The organism is Nocardia sp. NPDC005366 (assembly GCF_040606855.1).
In the GTDB taxonomy this organism is placed as follows: Bacteria; Actinomycetota; Actinomycetes; order Mycobacteriales; family Mycobacteriaceae; genus Nocardia.
The window spans coordinates 24,718-39,078 of sequence record NZ_JBEXFQ010000046.1; the positions used below are offsets into that span (position 1 = coordinate 24,718).

14 protein-coding genes and 1 pseudogene are annotated in these 14,361 nt (G+C 67.1%); 8 read left to right on the forward strand and 7 right to left on the reverse strand.

The genetic code is table 11. From position 1 onward, the window contains the following. Positions 1-14: 14 nt before the first annotated feature. The gene (gene coaA, locus ABZS43_RS32990) at positions 15-947 is read right to left on the reverse strand and encodes a type I pantothenate kinase (protein WP_355039912.1); all 933 of its coding nucleotides are present in this window, start codon (positions 945-947) and stop codon (positions 15-17) included. Positions 948-1,128: 181 nt separating this feature from the next. Here coaA and ABZS43_RS32995 point away from each other — a divergent pair, with 181 nt between their 5' ends. Beyond that, entirely contained in the window at positions 1,129-2,325 is a 1,197-nt protein-coding gene (locus ABZS43_RS32995; protein ID WP_355039913.1) for a DUF885 domain-containing protein, read from the forward strand. Positions 2,326-2,631: 306 nt separating this feature from the next. On the opposite strand, the gene ABZS43_RS33000 is transcribed toward ABZS43_RS32995, so the two are convergent. Together ABZS43_RS33000 and ABZS43_RS33005 are read right to left on the reverse strand one after the other, a co-directional pair. After that, positions 2,632-3,072: a nitroreductase family deazaflavin-dependent oxidoreductase gene (locus ABZS43_RS33000; RefSeq protein ID WP_355039914.1), complete on the reverse strand. Its 441-nt coding sequence runs from the start codon at positions 3,070-3,072 to the stop codon at positions 2,632-2,634. 19 nt (positions 3,073-3,091) lie between these two features. After that, a pseudogene (locus tag ABZS43_RS33005) lies at positions 3,092-3,539 on the reverse strand (PaaI family thioesterase). 113 nt (positions 3,540-3,652) lie between these two features. Between ABZS43_RS33005 and ABZS43_RS33010 the strand changes: the two are divergent. Beyond that, entirely contained in the window at positions 3,653-4,219 is a 567-nt protein-coding gene (locus ABZS43_RS33010) for a TetR/AcrR family transcriptional regulator (RefSeq protein ID WP_355039915.1), read from the forward strand. A 58-nt stretch (positions 4,220-4,277) separates the two neighbouring features. Beyond that, positions 4,278-5,573, forward strand: a complete 1,296-nt coding sequence (gene glyA, locus ABZS43_RS33015; RefSeq protein WP_355039916.1) for a serine hydroxymethyltransferase — start codon at positions 4,278-4,280, stop codon at positions 5,571-5,573. Positions 5,574-5,670: 97 nt separating this feature from the next. On the opposite strand, the gene ABZS43_RS33020 is transcribed toward glyA, so the two are convergent. From ABZS43_RS33020 to ABZS43_RS33030, 3 genes are all read right to left on the reverse strand, one after another. After that, positions 5,671-6,405 (reverse strand): ESX secretion-associated protein EspG, encoded by a 735-nt coding sequence (locus tag ABZS43_RS33020; RefSeq protein ID WP_355039917.1) that lies wholly within the window; start codon positions 6,403-6,405, stop codon positions 5,671-5,673. Next, positions 6,405-7,847: a hypothetical protein gene (locus ABZS43_RS33025; protein WP_355039918.1), complete on the reverse strand. Its 1,443-nt coding sequence runs from the start codon at positions 7,845-7,847 to the stop codon at positions 6,405-6,407. The genes ABZS43_RS33020 and ABZS43_RS33025 overlap by 1 nt, the downstream gene beginning before the upstream one ends. A gap of 118 nt (positions 7,848-7,965) precedes the next feature. After that, a complete protein-coding gene (locus ABZS43_RS33030) occupies positions 7,966-9,153 on the reverse strand; it encodes an FAD-dependent monooxygenase (RefSeq protein ID WP_355039919.1) in 1,188 nt (395 codons plus the stop codon). 114 nt (positions 9,154-9,267) lie between these two features. Here ABZS43_RS33030 and ABZS43_RS33035 point away from each other — a divergent pair, with 114 nt between their 5' ends. Both ABZS43_RS33035 and ABZS43_RS33040 read left to right on the forward strand, forming a co-directional pair. Next, a complete protein-coding gene (locus ABZS43_RS33035) occupies positions 9,268-10,014 on the forward strand; it encodes a TetR/AcrR family transcriptional regulator (protein WP_355039920.1) in 747 nt (248 codons plus the stop codon). Further along, positions 10,011-10,433 carry a limonene-1,2-epoxide hydrolase family protein gene (locus tag ABZS43_RS33040; protein WP_355039921.1) on the forward strand — a complete coding sequence of 141 codons (423 nt, stop codon included), beginning with the start codon at positions 10,011-10,013 and terminating at the stop codon, positions 10,431-10,433. The genes ABZS43_RS33035 and ABZS43_RS33040 overlap by 4 nt, the downstream gene beginning before the upstream one ends. Before the next feature lie 63 nt (positions 10,434-10,496). On the opposite strand, the gene ABZS43_RS33045 is transcribed toward ABZS43_RS33040, so the two are convergent. Next, complete coding sequence (locus ABZS43_RS33045; protein WP_355039922.1) at positions 10,497-10,769, reverse strand: hypothetical protein; 273 nt, start codon at positions 10,767-10,769, stop codon at positions 10,497-10,499. 435 nt (positions 10,770-11,204) lie between these two features. On the opposite strand from ABZS43_RS33045, the gene ABZS43_RS33050 reads away from it, so the two are divergent. From ABZS43_RS33050 to ABZS43_RS33060, 3 genes are all read left to right on the forward strand, one after another. Further along, on the forward strand, positions 11,205-12,479 hold the full coding sequence (locus tag ABZS43_RS33050) for a PhoH family protein (RefSeq protein WP_355039928.1): 1,275 nt from the start codon (positions 11,205-11,207) through the stop codon (positions 12,477-12,479). A 183-nt stretch (positions 12,480-12,662) separates the two neighbouring features. Then, positions 12,663-13,289 (forward strand): esterase, encoded by a 627-nt coding sequence (locus tag ABZS43_RS33055; RefSeq protein ID WP_355039923.1) that lies wholly within the window; start codon positions 12,663-12,665, stop codon positions 13,287-13,289. Positions 13,290-13,404: 115 nt separating this feature from the next. Further along, a complete protein-coding gene (locus ABZS43_RS33060) occupies positions 13,405-14,262 on the forward strand; it encodes an acyl-ACP desaturase (protein ID WP_355039924.1) in 858 nt (285 codons plus the stop codon). Positions 14,263-14,361 lie beyond the last annotated feature (99 nt).

Sequence of the window (14,361 nt, forward strand, 5' to 3'; positions counted from 1 at the left end):
TTCGCGCACCGCGACTACAGCTTGCGCAGGCGCAACCGGTTGATGGTGTGGTCGGCGTCCTTGCGCAGCACCAGGGTGGCGCGGGGACGGGTGGGCAGGATGTTCTCGACGAGGTTGGGGCGGTTGGTGGAGTGCCAGATCTCCTGGGCCGCCCCGGTGGCCTGCTCGTCGTTGAAGCCGGCGTAGTGGTGGAAGTGGGCCTCGGGGGCTGCGAAGGCGGTCGCGCGTAGGGCGAGAAACCTTTGCACATACCACTTTTCGATATCCTCGATGCGGGCGTCGACGTAGATCGAGAAGTCGAAAAGATCCGAAACCATCAGGCGCGGGCCGGTTTGCAGCACATTGAGACCTTCGACGATCAGGATGTCGGGCTGGCGTACGCAGTGGAGTTGGTCCGGCACGATGTCGTAGGAGATATGTGAATACACCGGTGCACACACTTCGGCGGCGCCGGATTTCACTTCGGTGACGAAACGCAGCAGTTTACGGCGGTCGTAGCTTTCCGGGAAACCCTTGCGGTGCATAATCCCGCGCCGGGTCAGTTCCGCGGTGGAATAAAGAAATCCATCGGTTGTGACCAAATCCACACGCGGATGATGATTCCATCGGGCCAGCAATGCCTGGAGTACGCGCGCGGTCGTCGACTTTCCGACCGCGACGCTGCCCGCGACGCCGATCACGAACGGCACCTGCTTGTCCGGATGTTTTTCCCCGAGGAAGGTCGCGGTCGCCGCGAACAGGCGCTGACGTGCCGCCACCTGCAAGTGGATGAGTCGAGCGAGCGGAAGATAGACCTCGGCGACCTCTTCGAGATCTATCTGTTCGCCGAGGCCGCGCAGGCCGATCAGTTCTTCCTCGGTGAGCACCAGTGGAGTCGATTTGCGCAGCGTTCGCCACTGCTTCCTGTCGAATTCCACATAGGGGCTCGGCTCGCTCATTCGTGCCACTTACCCGACGCTCCATTTCCGCAAACACCTACACATCACGTGTGGACGCTGTGAGATTCGGTCCAGCTCTCGCCGCATGGCCGAATTGTCCTCTGCATCAACAATGTGTGGCACTCGGGGTCTTGCTACTCGCCGGTAACCGAGTCGATGACCGGTGTTCTCCCTACTAATGTGGGCGAACATGGAAGCGCATCCGCTGGTGACCGAGTACCTGCGTCTCGGCTTGGCCTTCGATCGGCTGGAGGAAGGTTTCGTCGACGCCTATACCGGAGATCCGGTGCTGCGCAGGGAGGTGGAGAACGCGCCGGCCCCGCAGCCGAGTGAGCTGGCGAGCCGGGCCGCCGACCTGCGCGCGGCACTACCCGAGGCGGGACTCGCGCCCGAGCGCACCGAATTCCTCGACGTCCATCTGCGCGCGCTGGAATGCTCCGGGCGCAAGTTCGCGGGTGAGTCGATCGGTTTCGTCGACGAGGTGCGCGCCTATTTCGACGTCGAGATCGCCCCGGGAGATGTCGAGGACTACCGGGACGCGCACCGGCGGATGGACGAGGTGTTGCCGGGCGACGGCCCCTTGGCCGAACGGGTGGGCGCGCATCGCCGGGCCGACGAGATCCCGCCGGAGCGGTTGCAGGCGTGCGTCGACGCGTTCTCCAGCGCGCTGCGTGAACTGGTGCGTGACCGCTACCCGCTGCCCGACCACGAGCACGTCAGCTACGAGGTGGTGGGCGACAAGCCGTGGTCCGGATTCAACTACTACCTGGGCAACTACCACTCCAAGGTCGCCATCAACTCCGATCTCAAGCAGCACATGGCGAATCTGCCGCATCTGATCGCGCACGAGGCCTACCCGGGGCATCACACCGAGCACTGCCGCAAGGAGGCGGGTCTGGTGGCGGCAGGGCAGGCCGAGCAGACGCTGTTCCTGGTGAACACCCCGCAGTGCCTGATGGCGGAGGGGCTCGCCGATCTGGCGCTGCGTTCGATCGTCGGGCCGGGATGGGGCCGGTGGGCCCAGGAGATCTACGCCGATCTGGGTCTGCGATTCGACGGTGACCGGGCCGAGCGGCTGGCGACCGCGTCGGCCGATCTGCTCGGCGTGCGCCAGGATGCCGCGCTACTGCTCCACGATCGGCGACGCGACGAGACCGAGGTCGCGGAATTCCTGCAGCGCTGGAACATGCTGACACCCGACCGCGCCCGCCAGTCGCTGCGCTTCCTGTCCTCGCCGCTGTGGCGCGCCTACATCAGCACATATGTCGAGGGTTATCGGCTGCTCGGCGGCTGGCTGGATCGGGCGGCGGACCCCGTCGAGCGCGCCGACCGTTTCCGTCGCCTGCTCGACGAGCCGCTCACCCCGGGCGCTGTTCGCGCGATGTGAACAGATCGGCCCCGTCGCGCACGCGACGGGGCCGATCGAGAAGCTTGTCGGAAGTTACCAGTTCCCGCACGCGGCGCCGCCGGAGGACAGCGAGCAACTGGACTGGAGCAACGCCTTCAGCAGTGCTTCGATCGGCGAGGCAGCGATGAAATTGAGCAGCATATTCTTTCCCTCGGATGTGTCAGGTGGACAGTGCCGTCCATCTGATCGCACATATTGTCACAGTTGCCGGATGTCCATTGACGCAGTACGTAATCTGCTGTGCTGCGGGGTAACTGCACGCCCTTCACCGGCGCGGAATCCGGTTCAGGACGGTGTGAAGGTGACGCGCACCGAAATCGGGGCCGTTTCGAGAGCCTTGGTGGTCCACGCCGTCGCCGGTCTGCTGAAGGTGCCGCGCGCGAAGGTGCGAGCGCGGGCGACGACGTCGTCGTCCGGAACGAATGCGGCGGTACCGGAGTGCCAGATGTCACCCTGGCGCAGTCGGACCCGGGGGTCGGCGGTGATGTTGCGGGCCCAGCCCGCGCGCTGGCCGTGCTGACAGATCAGCCACGCGCCCTCGTCATCGATCGAGACGGTGACGGGAACCCGCCGGGGCAGCCCGGTCTTCGCGCCGGTTGTCTCCAGTTCGGCCAGCAGCGCCGAGCGCACGCCGATCCGGTCGAGCAGGCGGAAGGCGGGGTTGGCGAGATAGCGGCCGATGAAGCGTTCGCGCTTGAATTTGCGCAGAGTCGTGGTGTCGCTCATGGACTTTCCGCTCCTCGGATCAACGGAAGATGACACAGGTGGTGGTGCCGTGCGCGACCAGGCGGCCCTGTTCGTCGACGACTCGCCTCGGCGGTGGCGGTGGTCCGGCCGACGTGGATGGTGGTGCCGGTGGCGGTGAGACGGCGTCCGTCGGTGGGCGCGGAGCGGATGTAGTTCACCTTGAGTTCCAGGGTGGTGTAGCCGACGCCCGCGTCCAAGGTGGTGTGCACCGCGCAGCCCATCACCGAATCCAGCAGGGTCGCGCAGATGCCGCCGTGGGTCGTGCCGAGCGGATTGGCGAAGTCGGGACGGGTGTTCACCGCGAAGACGACGCGGCCGTGTTCGAGTTCGTCGACTTCCATGCCGAGCAGGTCGCCGATGAACGGCGGACGGTTCTCCATGGTCATGGCGGTCCGCAGCAGCTCGAGGCCGGACAGCGCGGAGTAGTCGATTTCTGTGGTCGTCATAATCCGTCCTTTCGATGAACCGATCGGTCCACGTCTGCCATAATTGCAGCATGGACCGATCGGTTCACGCAACCGTGCGGACTGATCGGAAGGACCACCCACCTGGAGGAGAGATGACGGCTGGGCCGCGTGATCGCCTGATCGAGGGTGCGATCGAACTCGTGCGGGAGCAGGGTGTGCACGGCGCGGGTCTCGCGGCCCTGCTCGACCGCAGCCGGACTTCGCGCAATTCGCTGTATCAGCACTTCCCGGCGGGAAAAGGGGAATTGGTCGAGGCCGCGACGAGAGTGGCGGGCCAGCGCATGTCCACGGTCATCGGCAGGGTCACCGCAACGGGTGCGCCGCACGAATGGCTCGGGGCGCTGATCGTCTGGTGGAAGACGACCTTGGAGACCAGCGGTTACACCGCGGGCTGCCCGGTCGTCGGGGCCGCGCTCGCCGAATCCGAGCCGGGGGTGCAGGCGGCGGCAGGCGCTGCCTTCGCCGACTGGACCGCACTGTTGTCGGCCGCGCTCGCCCGCGCGGGCCTGCAGGGCGAGCGCGCCGATTCACTCGCCGGATTCGTGATCAGCGCACTGGAGGGCGCGATCGTCCAGTCCCGCGCCACGAAATCCACCCGGCCGCTCGATGATGTCCTGGTCAATCTCGGGCCCCTGCTCGATTCGCCGCGCGGCGTGTGATCGGGCTGTGCACCGGGGCCGTGCCGACCGGTCCTTTCCCGGCCAATACACTGAGGCAGTGACGCAGACGACCGCCTCTGTCAATACCCAGTCTCTCGGTGAGCTCGATCCGGAGCTCGCTGCCGCGATGGCAGGTGAACTCGCCCGCGAGCGCGACACCCTCGAAATGATCGCCTCGGAGAATTTCGTGCCGCGCGCGGTGCTCCAAGCGCAGGGCAGCGTACTCACCAACAAGTACGCGGAGGGCTACCCCGGCCGCCGCTACTACGGTGGCTGCGAACACGTCGACGTCGTGGAAACCCTCGCGCGCGACCGCGCCAAGGAACTGTTCGGCGCCGATTTCGCCAATGTGCAGCCGCACTCCGGCGCGCAGGCCAATGCCGCGGTATTGATGGCGCTGATGAGCCCCGGCGAGAAACTGCTCGGCCTGGATCTCGCGCACGGCGGTCACCTGACCCACGGCATGCGTCTGAACTTCTCCGGCAAGCTCTACGAGGTGCACTCCTACGGGGTGAGCAAGGAAGATCACCGCGTCGATATGGACGAGGTGCGCAAAATCGCCCTCGAGTCGCGTCCGAAGGTGATCGTGGCGGGCTGGTCGGCCTACCCGCGGCATCAGGATTTCGCCGCGTTCCGTGAGATCGCCGACGAGGTCGGTGCGTACCTGTGGGTCGATATGGCGCATTTCGCCGGACTGGTCGCCGCGGGCCTGCACCCCTCGCCGGTGCCCTATGCCGATGTGGTGTCCTCGACCGTGCACAAGACCCTCGGTGGTCCGCGTTCGGGTCTGATCCTGGCCAAGCAGGAATTCGCGAAGAAGCTGAACAGCGCGGTCTTCCCGGGGCAGCAGGGCGGTCCGCTCATGCACGCGATCGCCGCCAAGGCCGTCGCGTTCAAGATCGCCGCCGGCACGGAATTCCGTGATCGCCAGGAGCGCACCCTGTCCGGCGCGAAGATCCTGGCCGAACGCCTGAGCGCCGCCGATGTCGAGGGTAAGGGCATCACCGTGCTGACCGGCGGCACCGATGTGCACCTGGTGCTGGTCGATCTGCGTAATTCCCAGCTCGACGGTCAGCAGGGCGAGGATCTGCTGCACGAGATCGGCATCACGGTCAACCGCAACGCCGTTCCGTTCGACCCGCGCCCGCCGATGGTCACCTCCGGTCTGCGTATCGGCACCGCCGCGCTGGCCACTCGCGGTTTCGGTGATGCCGAATTCACCGAGGTCGCCGATATCATCGGCACTGCCCTTGCCGGCGGCTCCGACGTGGAGACGCTGCGCGGCCGGGTCGCCGCACTTGCCCAGTCGGTGCCGCTGTACCAGGGTCTCGAGGACTGGCGTCTGCTCGGCTGATCCGGTTCCCGCTCCAGCAACGCCCGCACGGATTCGTGTGGGCGTTGTCGTATCCGCTTCGACCGATCCCGGCGGGCGGCGGCGGGGCCTTATCGCCCTATGTCATGCGGGCCCTTGCCCTGACGATCGCCTCGTTCACGTAGCGGGTGATGTCGGCGCTGGTCGCCGGCCGGATCATCAACGCGCGGTTGGCGGGTATCTCGCAGTAGCGCCCGTCTTCGGTGTCGATCCAGCGCAGTCGGCCGATCCGCAAGGCGTCCCCGCCGCGCGGGCCGAGTAGCACCGTGACGGTGCCGCGGGTGGTCGAAGGCTGACGCCAGAAGCGACGGTAGCGTTCCTGAACCGCGCGGGCCGGATCGTTGCCGAACGGGTCGGGTCGGTCGGTGCCGAGATCATCGAGTAGATAGGTCTTTTCGAGTGCGGTACCCGGCGGTGGATCGGGCAGCGTTCGGATCAATTCGGCCGCGAGCTGGTCGCCGCGACATCGCCGCAGCCGCACCTTGCCGCCGTCGGCCGCGGGGTTCTGGAGCGCGATAACCCCGGCGCCGCTACGGGTGGCGCCCGCGATGCCGCGGATCTCGACGCCATCGCGCCGGTCGTCGACGCCGAATAGTTCGACACGCCATTCAGGGTGGCTCAAGACTCTGAGCGTCCGCTGTAGCGGGGCGTGGTCGTCGCGGGCCAGTTCGGAGCGGAATTGTTCCTGGTAGGCGCGGTATTCGTGTAAACCGGGGAAGCGGCTGGTGAATCGGAACGGGAACGGCAGCCGATCCAGCCCGGTGCCGAACCAGGCCGCCGCGAACTGTTCGGCGGACAAGGTCCATTGCGACATCATTGGGCCCCGATCGCGGGCGGAACCGTCGGCTCGACTTCGCCGAGGAGTTCGGTCGCGTGCTCCTCGGTGCGCAGATACCTCGGCGACCGGTGCTCACCGTCCTCCTCGCCTCGGCCGCGCGCGGCCATCAGGCCCGAATATCCCTGTGTGCCCGGCATTCCCTGGCGTCCCGGTGCGGTCGCCGGGGTGGCGGGGGTGGCGGTCTGCGCGGCCGGTTGCGCGGGTACCGAGACGCCGGGGCGCGGCTGCGCTGCCGGGTTCGGCGTCGCGTTCGGACCGTGCGAAGCGGGTGTGTCCGATCGGCTGGGCGCGGGGGCGACGTCGCTCGGCGCTGTCGTCGTGAACTGCGGTGTCCCGGGGTTGAACGGCGTGTACGTCGGTACACCCGCGACGGAACCGGGGCCGGAGGCCGTGCCGGACAACGGGATAGGTGACACCGACGGCGGTGATACGGCCTGCGGTAATACCGCCTGCGGGGGGAGCGGCTGCTGTGCCGCGGACGTGCCCGCCTCGGCAGTCGCGCTCGACGTACCCGCGTCGCCGGATGCGCCCCCGGCCTGCGCGCTCCCGGTGGTCTGTCCAGCCGGGGTGCCTGCCCCGCTGTCGCCCGGTGTGGCCGGCCCCGCGGTGCCGCCCGGAGTCGGTGTGCCTTCGGCGTCACTCGGCGTTCCTCCGCCGCTGGAGCCGCCGGGCGTTCCCGAGTCGGCCGGCGTCGCGGTGCCGCCGGAATTGCCCGGCGTCGCCGCACTGCCGGGGTTCCCCGGCGTGCCTGTGCCTTCGGAGTTCCCCGGAGTCGCGGATTCGCCGGAGTCCTTCGGTGTTGCGGTGTCTCCTGAATTTTCCGGCGTCACAGTGCCGCCCGGAATCGCGTGGCTGCTGTTACCGCCCGGCGGCACCGCACCGCCCGGCACGGTGCCGGTAGTTCCCGAACCGGCGGTGATCGGGCTCGTCGGTGCGGGCAGTGTCGGAATCACCGGGGCCGTCGCCACGTACGGCTGGATGTAGTAGGTCACCATATCGTCGCGGGCCTGCTCCTCCTGGGCATTGCGAACCTCGGGAGCGGTGGAACCATTCGACCCGTCGGGCACATCGGGAATCGCGGCCTTGAAGCGGGCCGCCGCGTTTCCCGCGGCCTCGAGCGGTGCGGATTGGCGATCCAGCGAATCACCGAGTTCGCCCACCCGCGTCGCGTATTGGAGGATGCCGCTGACGGCCGCCTCGGCCGCGGCGCCCTCCCATCGCTGGTCCACCGCCTTCCTGAGGGCTGATTCGAATTGCTGCCCGGCCGTGGTCACCGCCGCGGCGATGGTCGTCCAGGTATCGAACGCCCCGGCCAATTCCTCCGGATTCATGTGCTCGGACGCCTGTTTGATCTCGGCGTGGGAAAAGCTCTGCGCGTTCTCGGGATTCGTGATCGCCCGGCCGTCGGTCGGTCTCATGGCGGTTGCCCCTTCCGTGAGTGCCGTATGACGATATAGACGCGCGCGCACCCGACTCGGTTCCATCGGAACACCGCCGATCCGCCGCTACCGGCGAATCGGCGCGGGCGGCGTGGAGTCAGCGCATGGCGAGTACCGGGTAGTCGCGCAACTCGATATCGTTACTCGCGTCGTCGGTGTACTTCAGCATCAGCCGCCACATCCATGATCCGAGGAACCAGTTGCGCATGGCGATGCCGCGCTTGGTCTTCGGGGCGAGGAAGCGACCCGCGTTGCTGCGGCCCGCCTTCTCGGCGTAGCGGCGCATGATCTCGTCGTAGTTCGCGAAGGCGACGGTGTGATCGCCCTCGGCCAGCGCGAGTTCACCCGCGATCACATACGCGCCGACCACGGCGAGTCCGGTTCCGAAGCCGCCCAGTGTATTTCCGTATCCCGAGTCGCCGACGAGTGCCACCCGGCCCCTGGTGTAACCGGTTTCGGACATATCTACCCGGCTGATCGAGTCGAGGTAGAAATCGTCGAAGGTGGTCATCTCCTCCAGCATGCGCGGAACCTCCCAGCCCAGGCCCGCGTAGGTCTCGGCGACGATGCGCCGCTGTGCCGCGGCGTCGTCGCGCGGGTAGTCCGGCTCCGACGCGGCGAAGAGGTAGAACTGCTGGGCCTTCGGGCCGCCGCTGATCGCCAGTCGCCCCGGCGTGTTGTAGCCGTAGGCGGTCGCCCGCTCGCGGGAACCGGCGGCGGTCGCGCTCCACGGGCTTGCCCCCGCGACGCAGTAGTTGTGGCCGAGATGCTCGACGAAATCCTTCTCCGGACCGAATGCGAGGTGTCGCACCCGCGAGTGGATTCCGTCCGCGCCGAAGACCAAGTCGAACGTTCGCGGTGCGGCGCGTTCGAATTCGACGTGCACACCGTCGGTGGTGTCGGTGAGCGCGGTGATGGCGTCGCCGAAGATGTAGTCGCAGCCTCCCGCCGTCCGCTCGTACATGATCTCCGACAGGTCGCCGCGCAGGATCTCCACGTCGCCGCCGGTGAAGTCACCCGACATGAACGCGAGGCGTTCGCCTTTCTCGTCCACGAAGACGGTGTCGGTGGCGCCGGTCCGCCGCGCCTGGATCTCGTCCCAGATATCCATTCGTTCGAGCACCTTCCGGTGGGTCGCGCCCTTGAAATCGACGGCCTGACCGCCCGGTCGCAGCGCGGGGGCGCGCTCGACCACGGTCACCGCGTAGCCGTAGCGGTCGAGCCAATAGGCCAGGGCCGGGCCCGCGATGCCCGCGCCGGAGATGAGGACGTTCGTGGTGCGCATGGGTGCCTCCAGAGGTCGGTATCTGTGTCCGATGGAATCTGTATCCGACGGACACGAATTAGAGTATGGTAGACACAGTTTTCGAGTCAAGACATCCACGGAAGGATTCGGTCCATGGCGCCACCGACCACCGTCGAATTGCTGTGGGGTGCGCGGCGGCGCCCGAAGCGCGGACCCAAACCCGCCCTCTCACTCGAGGGCATCGTCGAGGAGGCCATCAGGCTCGCCGACGCCGACGGGCTGGCCAACCTGTCCATGCAGCGGTTGGCGGAACGGCTCGGCTTCACCAAGATGTCGCTGTACCGCTACGTCCCCGGTAAAGCCGAGTTGACCGCCCTCATGCTGGACTCGGCGCTCGGTGCGCCCCCCGACCTCACCGTCCGGGAAGCGGATGCGGTCGAGGAGCCGTGGCGCACCGGACTGCGTCGGTGGTGCGAAACGCTCTACGCACGGTTCGGCGCGCATCCGTGGGGACTGGAACTGGCGGTGGGCGCGCGGCCCGTCGGCCCGAACGAGATGGCCTGGATGGAGGTCGCGCTGCTCGCACTCATCGATACCGGGCTGACCACCGCCGAACGGCTCGACACCATCGCCCTGCTGTCGGGGCACGCGCGAAGTCTCGTGCAACAGGTCGTCGTGACCGGCACGCAGGATTTTCAGGACCGGATCGCCGCGCAACTGGCCGAGATGAGGGAGGTCGCGACACAGCGATACCCGGTCGCGAGCGCGGCCTTCGCCGAAGCGGGAGCGGCGGCGGGCGGTGACGGTGCGCTTGCCTTCGGCATAGACCGCATCCTCGACGGATTGGGTGCCCACATCGCGCGTCGCGGGGGCCGCGAGCGGCCTATGGTCGGACTATGACCGAAGAACTGGAAGTGCAGCAGGACTCGATCACCACCGTGCGGGAGTTCCTCACCGCGCTCGAGCTCGGCGCAGTCGGCGAAGCGCTGGAACTGCTCGATCCCGAGATCGTGTGGAAGAACACCTCACTGCCCGATGTGCGCGGCGCCGAGCGGGTGGGCGGATTGCTGCGCGGGCTCAGCCGGGATCAGCTCGGCTTCGCCGTCGAGATGCACCATATCGCCGCCGACGGCGATATCGTGCTCACCGATCGCACCGACATCCTGAGATTCGGGCCGGTGCGCATCGCGTTCTGGGTGACCGGAACCTTCGAATTGCGCGAGGGTCGAATCGTGCTGTGGCACGACCACTTCTCGTGGGAGAACTTCCTCAGGGGTGTCGCGGTCGGACTTTTCCGCGCGGTCTTCGCCCGCGGCTGATCGGAAGTCGTCCCGTCGACCGGAGGGGGCCGGGCGATCGCGCCGCGGCCCGGCCCCGTCGTGTCAGGAACGCTCGCTGAGGTATTCCAGATAGAACGGGCGCAGCACCTCGGCGATATCACCGTCCCCGGCGTGGAAGTAGTCGTCGATCATCGGGAGGACCCATTTGATGTCGGCCTCGCTCTCGCCGGTATTGCCCGCCGCCGCCTCGGCGGCGGGGATCGAGGTGAGCAGCTGCCAGAGGAATTTCACATCCCCGTGGCGTACCGCCAGTTTCACCGCGCGGTCGTGCAACTCCTTGGACGACAGCTTCTCGAGGTCCTTCTTATCGGCCATGACTCCGACTCTAACCGGCCTTGCTGACCTGCGGTGACGAGTGGTGTGCCGATACGCGTTAACGGGATCTTCACCGACATGCCTATCACTCTGGGAGCGGAGACGGGGTAGTCGGCGGTAGCGTCGATGATGCGGGCCGCGTCGTTGTGGTTCGTACGGGAGGTCCTGACCGTGACTGAGCTACTCAGTGCGAGGGGCCGGCACCCGGCCCTCGTGGGTCTCGGCGCGAGTCGAATCCATCAGGACGGACCGGTCCAGCGAGATCGTCCGCGCGGGTGCCGCACGGACACAAAGGAGCCCACCGTGACTGCTGCACGCTCCGTTTCCGCTCCCTCGGCGACCTCCCGTAAAACCGGGAAAGGCGCCGCTGTCTCTTCAGATCCCAAGGGAGCCCGCCCCTCGCTCTCCCCAGCGTCCGGTGCGCGGACGTTCGTCATCGACACTTCGGTGCTGCTCTCCGATCCCTGGGCTTTCACCCGGTTCGGCGAACACGACGTCGTGCTTCCGCTGGTCGTCATCAGCGAACTCGAAGGCAAACGCCACCACCACGAGTTGGGCTGGTTCGCGCGGGAAGCCCTGCGCAACCTGGACGATCTGCGCCTGCAGAACGGCAGGCTGGACCAGCAGGTGCCGATCGGCACCGAGGGCGGAACGCTGCAGGTGGAACTCAATCACACCGACCCCGCGGTCCTTCCGGTCGGCTTCCGCACCGACACCAACGACTCTCGCATTCTGGCCTGTGCGCTCAATCTCGCGGCGGAGGGCCGCGAAGTCGTCATGGTGTCCAAGGACATTCCGTTGCGTGTCAAGGCCAGTGCCGTCGGTTTGCGGGCCGACGAGTACCACGCCCAGGATGTGATCACCTCCGGCTGGTCCGGCATGGTCGAAATCGACGTCGCCACCGCGCATATCGACCAGATCTACTCCGAATCGGTCATCGACCTGGACGAGGCGAGGGAACTCCCGTGCCACACCGGAATTCGGCTGCTCGGCACCAGTTCCAGTGCCCTCGGCCGGGTGACCGCGGACAAGCGGGTGCAATTGGTGCGTGAACGGGAGGCGTTCGGCCTGCACGGCCGCTCCGCCGAACAGCGCATCGCGCTGGATCTGCTGCTGGACGAGAGCATCGGCATCGTCTCGCTTGGCGGTAAGGCGGGTACCGGCAAATCGGCCCTCGCGCTCACCGCGGGCCTGGAAGCGGTGCTGGAGCGCCGCACCCAGCGCAAGGTGGTGGTCTTCCGCCCGCTCTACGCGGTCGGCGGCCAGGATCTCGGCTATCTGCCCGGTAGCGAGAGCGAGAAGATGGGCCCGTGGGCCCAGGCGGTATTCGACACGCTGGACGGGCTGGCCTCCGCGGAGGTGATGGAGGAGGTGCTCAGCCGCGACATGCTCGAGGTGCTGCCGCTGACCCACATTCGCGGGCGGTCGCTGCACGATTCCTTCGTGATCGTCGACGAGGCGCAATCGCTCGAGCGCAATGTGCTGCTCACCGTGCTCAGTCGGTTGGGCACCGGATCGCGGGTGGTGCTCACCCACGATGTGGCCCAGCGTGACAACCTGCGCGTCGGCAGGCACGACGGCGTCGCCGCGGTGATCGAGAAACTGAAGGGACATCCGCTGTTCGCCCACATCACCCTCACCCGCAGTGAGCGCTCGCCGATCGCGGCGCTGGTCACCGAGATGCTGGAGGAATACGGTCCCAACTCCTGATCGAGCAATCGTTCAGGGTGTGGTTCACCTCACAAATTGACCGGGTAGTATCCGCTCGATAGCTGTTCGGCGATGTCCCGGTGAGTCTGTACTGATTCGCCGGGACGTCGCCGAACGTCGGCTCAGGCTCGCGGGGCGCACCGCGTTCGGGGTGTCTCGCAAGTCGCATTCGAGAGGATGGACATGCACCACTTCGCTCGACGAACGGCTGGATACACCACGGCCCTCATGGCCGCGACACTGCTGCTGACCGCGGGATGCGGTGACGACGACAACGATTCGAATTCCGCGGCGACAACGAGTCTGCCCACCGCGGTCAGGACCTCGGTCACCGCGCAGTCGACGACCGCGCCCTCGGGGTCAGAAACCTCGGGGTCCGAAACCTCGGAATCGGAAACCTCGACGGCGCAGTCCGCGACCTCGACGAGCGCGTCCGAGTCCGCGGAGCAGACCAAGATCGTGACCCCAGGCGGAACCGAGGTCGCTGTCTCCGGCGACATCTACGAGAAGTACGTCCGGTCGGGCGGCCCGACCGGCCCGCTCGGCGCCCCGACCGAAGCCAAGGAGAGCGGCCCGGACGGCGGCGAGTACCAGGACTTCGTCGGCGGCACCATCTACGAGGCGAAAGACGGTGACCCCTATGTCGTCTGGGGAGAGATCCGCAAGGCGTGGGAGGACAACGGTGGCGCCAACGGCGAACTCGGTTATCCCACCAGCGACGAGACGGATATCGCCGGAGGTAAGCAATCGACCTTCACCGGCGGCACCATCACCTGGGTCGACGGCCAGATCACCGTCACCCCGAAGTAGTCGCGGTACGCGGTGTCCGAGATCATGTGACATCATGTCCGGTGGTTTCGGACGCCGTCCGGCAAGCCGTCCCATATCATCCCCGCGTCGCGGGCACAGCAGCTAGGTTGTGATTGTGCAAAATCTCTTGACCGATCGTGAGCTGCTCGAATCGCTCGCGGTAGAGGTGGAACTGAATCTGCGGCGCCATATCGAGGTGGCCGACGGATGGCAGCCCCATGACTACGTGCCGTGGAGCGACGGCCACAACTTCCGCTTCCTCGGCGGAACCGATTGGGAGCCAGGAGAATCCGAGCTCAGCGAGGTAGCCAAACTGGCATTGACGGTCAGCGTTCTCGTGGCCGACAATCTGCCCTCCTACCACCGCGAGATCGGCAAATACCTGCGCACCGGAGCCTGGTGGCGCTGGGTCGGCCGGTGGACGGCCGAGGAGAACCGGCACGAGATCATGATCCGCAACTACCTCATGGTCACCCGATCGGTCGATCCGGTGCAGTTGGAGCGGTCGCGGATGGAACATATGACCAGGGGCTTCCGCAGGCCCGCCATGCATCTGCTCGATGTGCTCGCCACCTGCGCCTTCGAGGAGACCGCGTCCGCGGTGCGGCATCGCAATATCGCCGCCCTCGGCGAGAACGAGATCGTCACCGCCATGGCCGAGCGCATCGCGGTCGACGACGAATTGCAGGCGAGGTTCTTCGCCGACCTCGTGACCGCGGGATTCGAGGTCGCCCCCGATCAGACCATGCGCGCCATCGCCGACAGCGTGGCCGCCTTCCACGTGCCCTCGGTGAGCCTGCCCGATGGACGCAGCAGCGACGAGGTGCTGGCCGAGGCCGGTGTCTACGATCCGGCGAAGGAGCCGGCGCTGGTCTTCGCGCCGCTGCTGAAGCGGTGGAACGTCTTCGGACGCACCGATCTCGGTGCCGAGGGCGAGAAGGCTCGCGCCGAACTCGCGCATCTGCGCGACTGATATCCCGGCGGGGGGGGGGGGGGGCGCCCCCCCCCCCCCCCGGGGGGGGGGGCAAAACACGGTGTGCGCCATCGGCCAGGGCACCACGGCCGCGGGGCG

Bases quoted from the DNA above. Each gene is read 5' to 3' on its own strand.
- ABZS43_RS33040 (WP_355039921.1), top strand. From the start codon at position 10,011: ATGACCGAAGAACTGGAAGTGCAGCAGGACTCGATCACCACCGTGCGG.
- ABZS43_RS33030 (WP_355039919.1), bottom strand. From the start codon at position 9,153: ATGCGCACCACGAACGTCCTCATCTCCGGCGCGGGCATCGCGGGCCCG.
- ABZS43_RS33045 (WP_355039922.1), bottom strand. From the start codon at position 10,769: ATGGCCGATAAGAAGGACCTCGAGAAGCTGTCGTCCAAGGAGTTGCAC.
- ABZS43_RS33020 (WP_355039917.1), bottom strand. From the start codon at position 6,405: ATGTCGCAATGGACCTTGTCCGCCGAACAGTTCGCGGCGGCCTGGTTC.
- ABZS43_RS33000 (WP_355039914.1), bottom strand. From the start codon at position 3,072: ATGAGCGACACCACGACTCTGCGCAAATTCAAGCGCGAACGCTTCATC.
- ABZS43_RS33025 (WP_355039918.1), bottom strand. From the start codon at position 7,847: ATGAGACCGACCGACGGCCGGGCGATCACGAATCCCGAGAACGCGCAG.
- ABZS43_RS33055 (WP_355039923.1), top strand. From the start codon at position 12,663: ATGCACCACTTCGCTCGACGAACGGCTGGATACACCACGGCCCTCATG.
- ABZS43_RS33010 (WP_355039915.1), top strand. From the start codon at position 3,653: ATGACGGCTGGGCCGCGTGATCGCCTGATCGAGGGTGCGATCGAACTC.
- ABZS43_RS32995 (WP_355039913.1), top strand. From the start codon at position 1,129: ATGGAAGCGCATCCGCTGGTGACCGAGTACCTGCGTCTCGGCTTGGCC.
- ABZS43_RS33035 (WP_355039920.1), top strand. From the start codon at position 9,268: ATGGCGCCACCGACCACCGTCGAATTGCTGTGGGGTGCGCGGCGGCGC.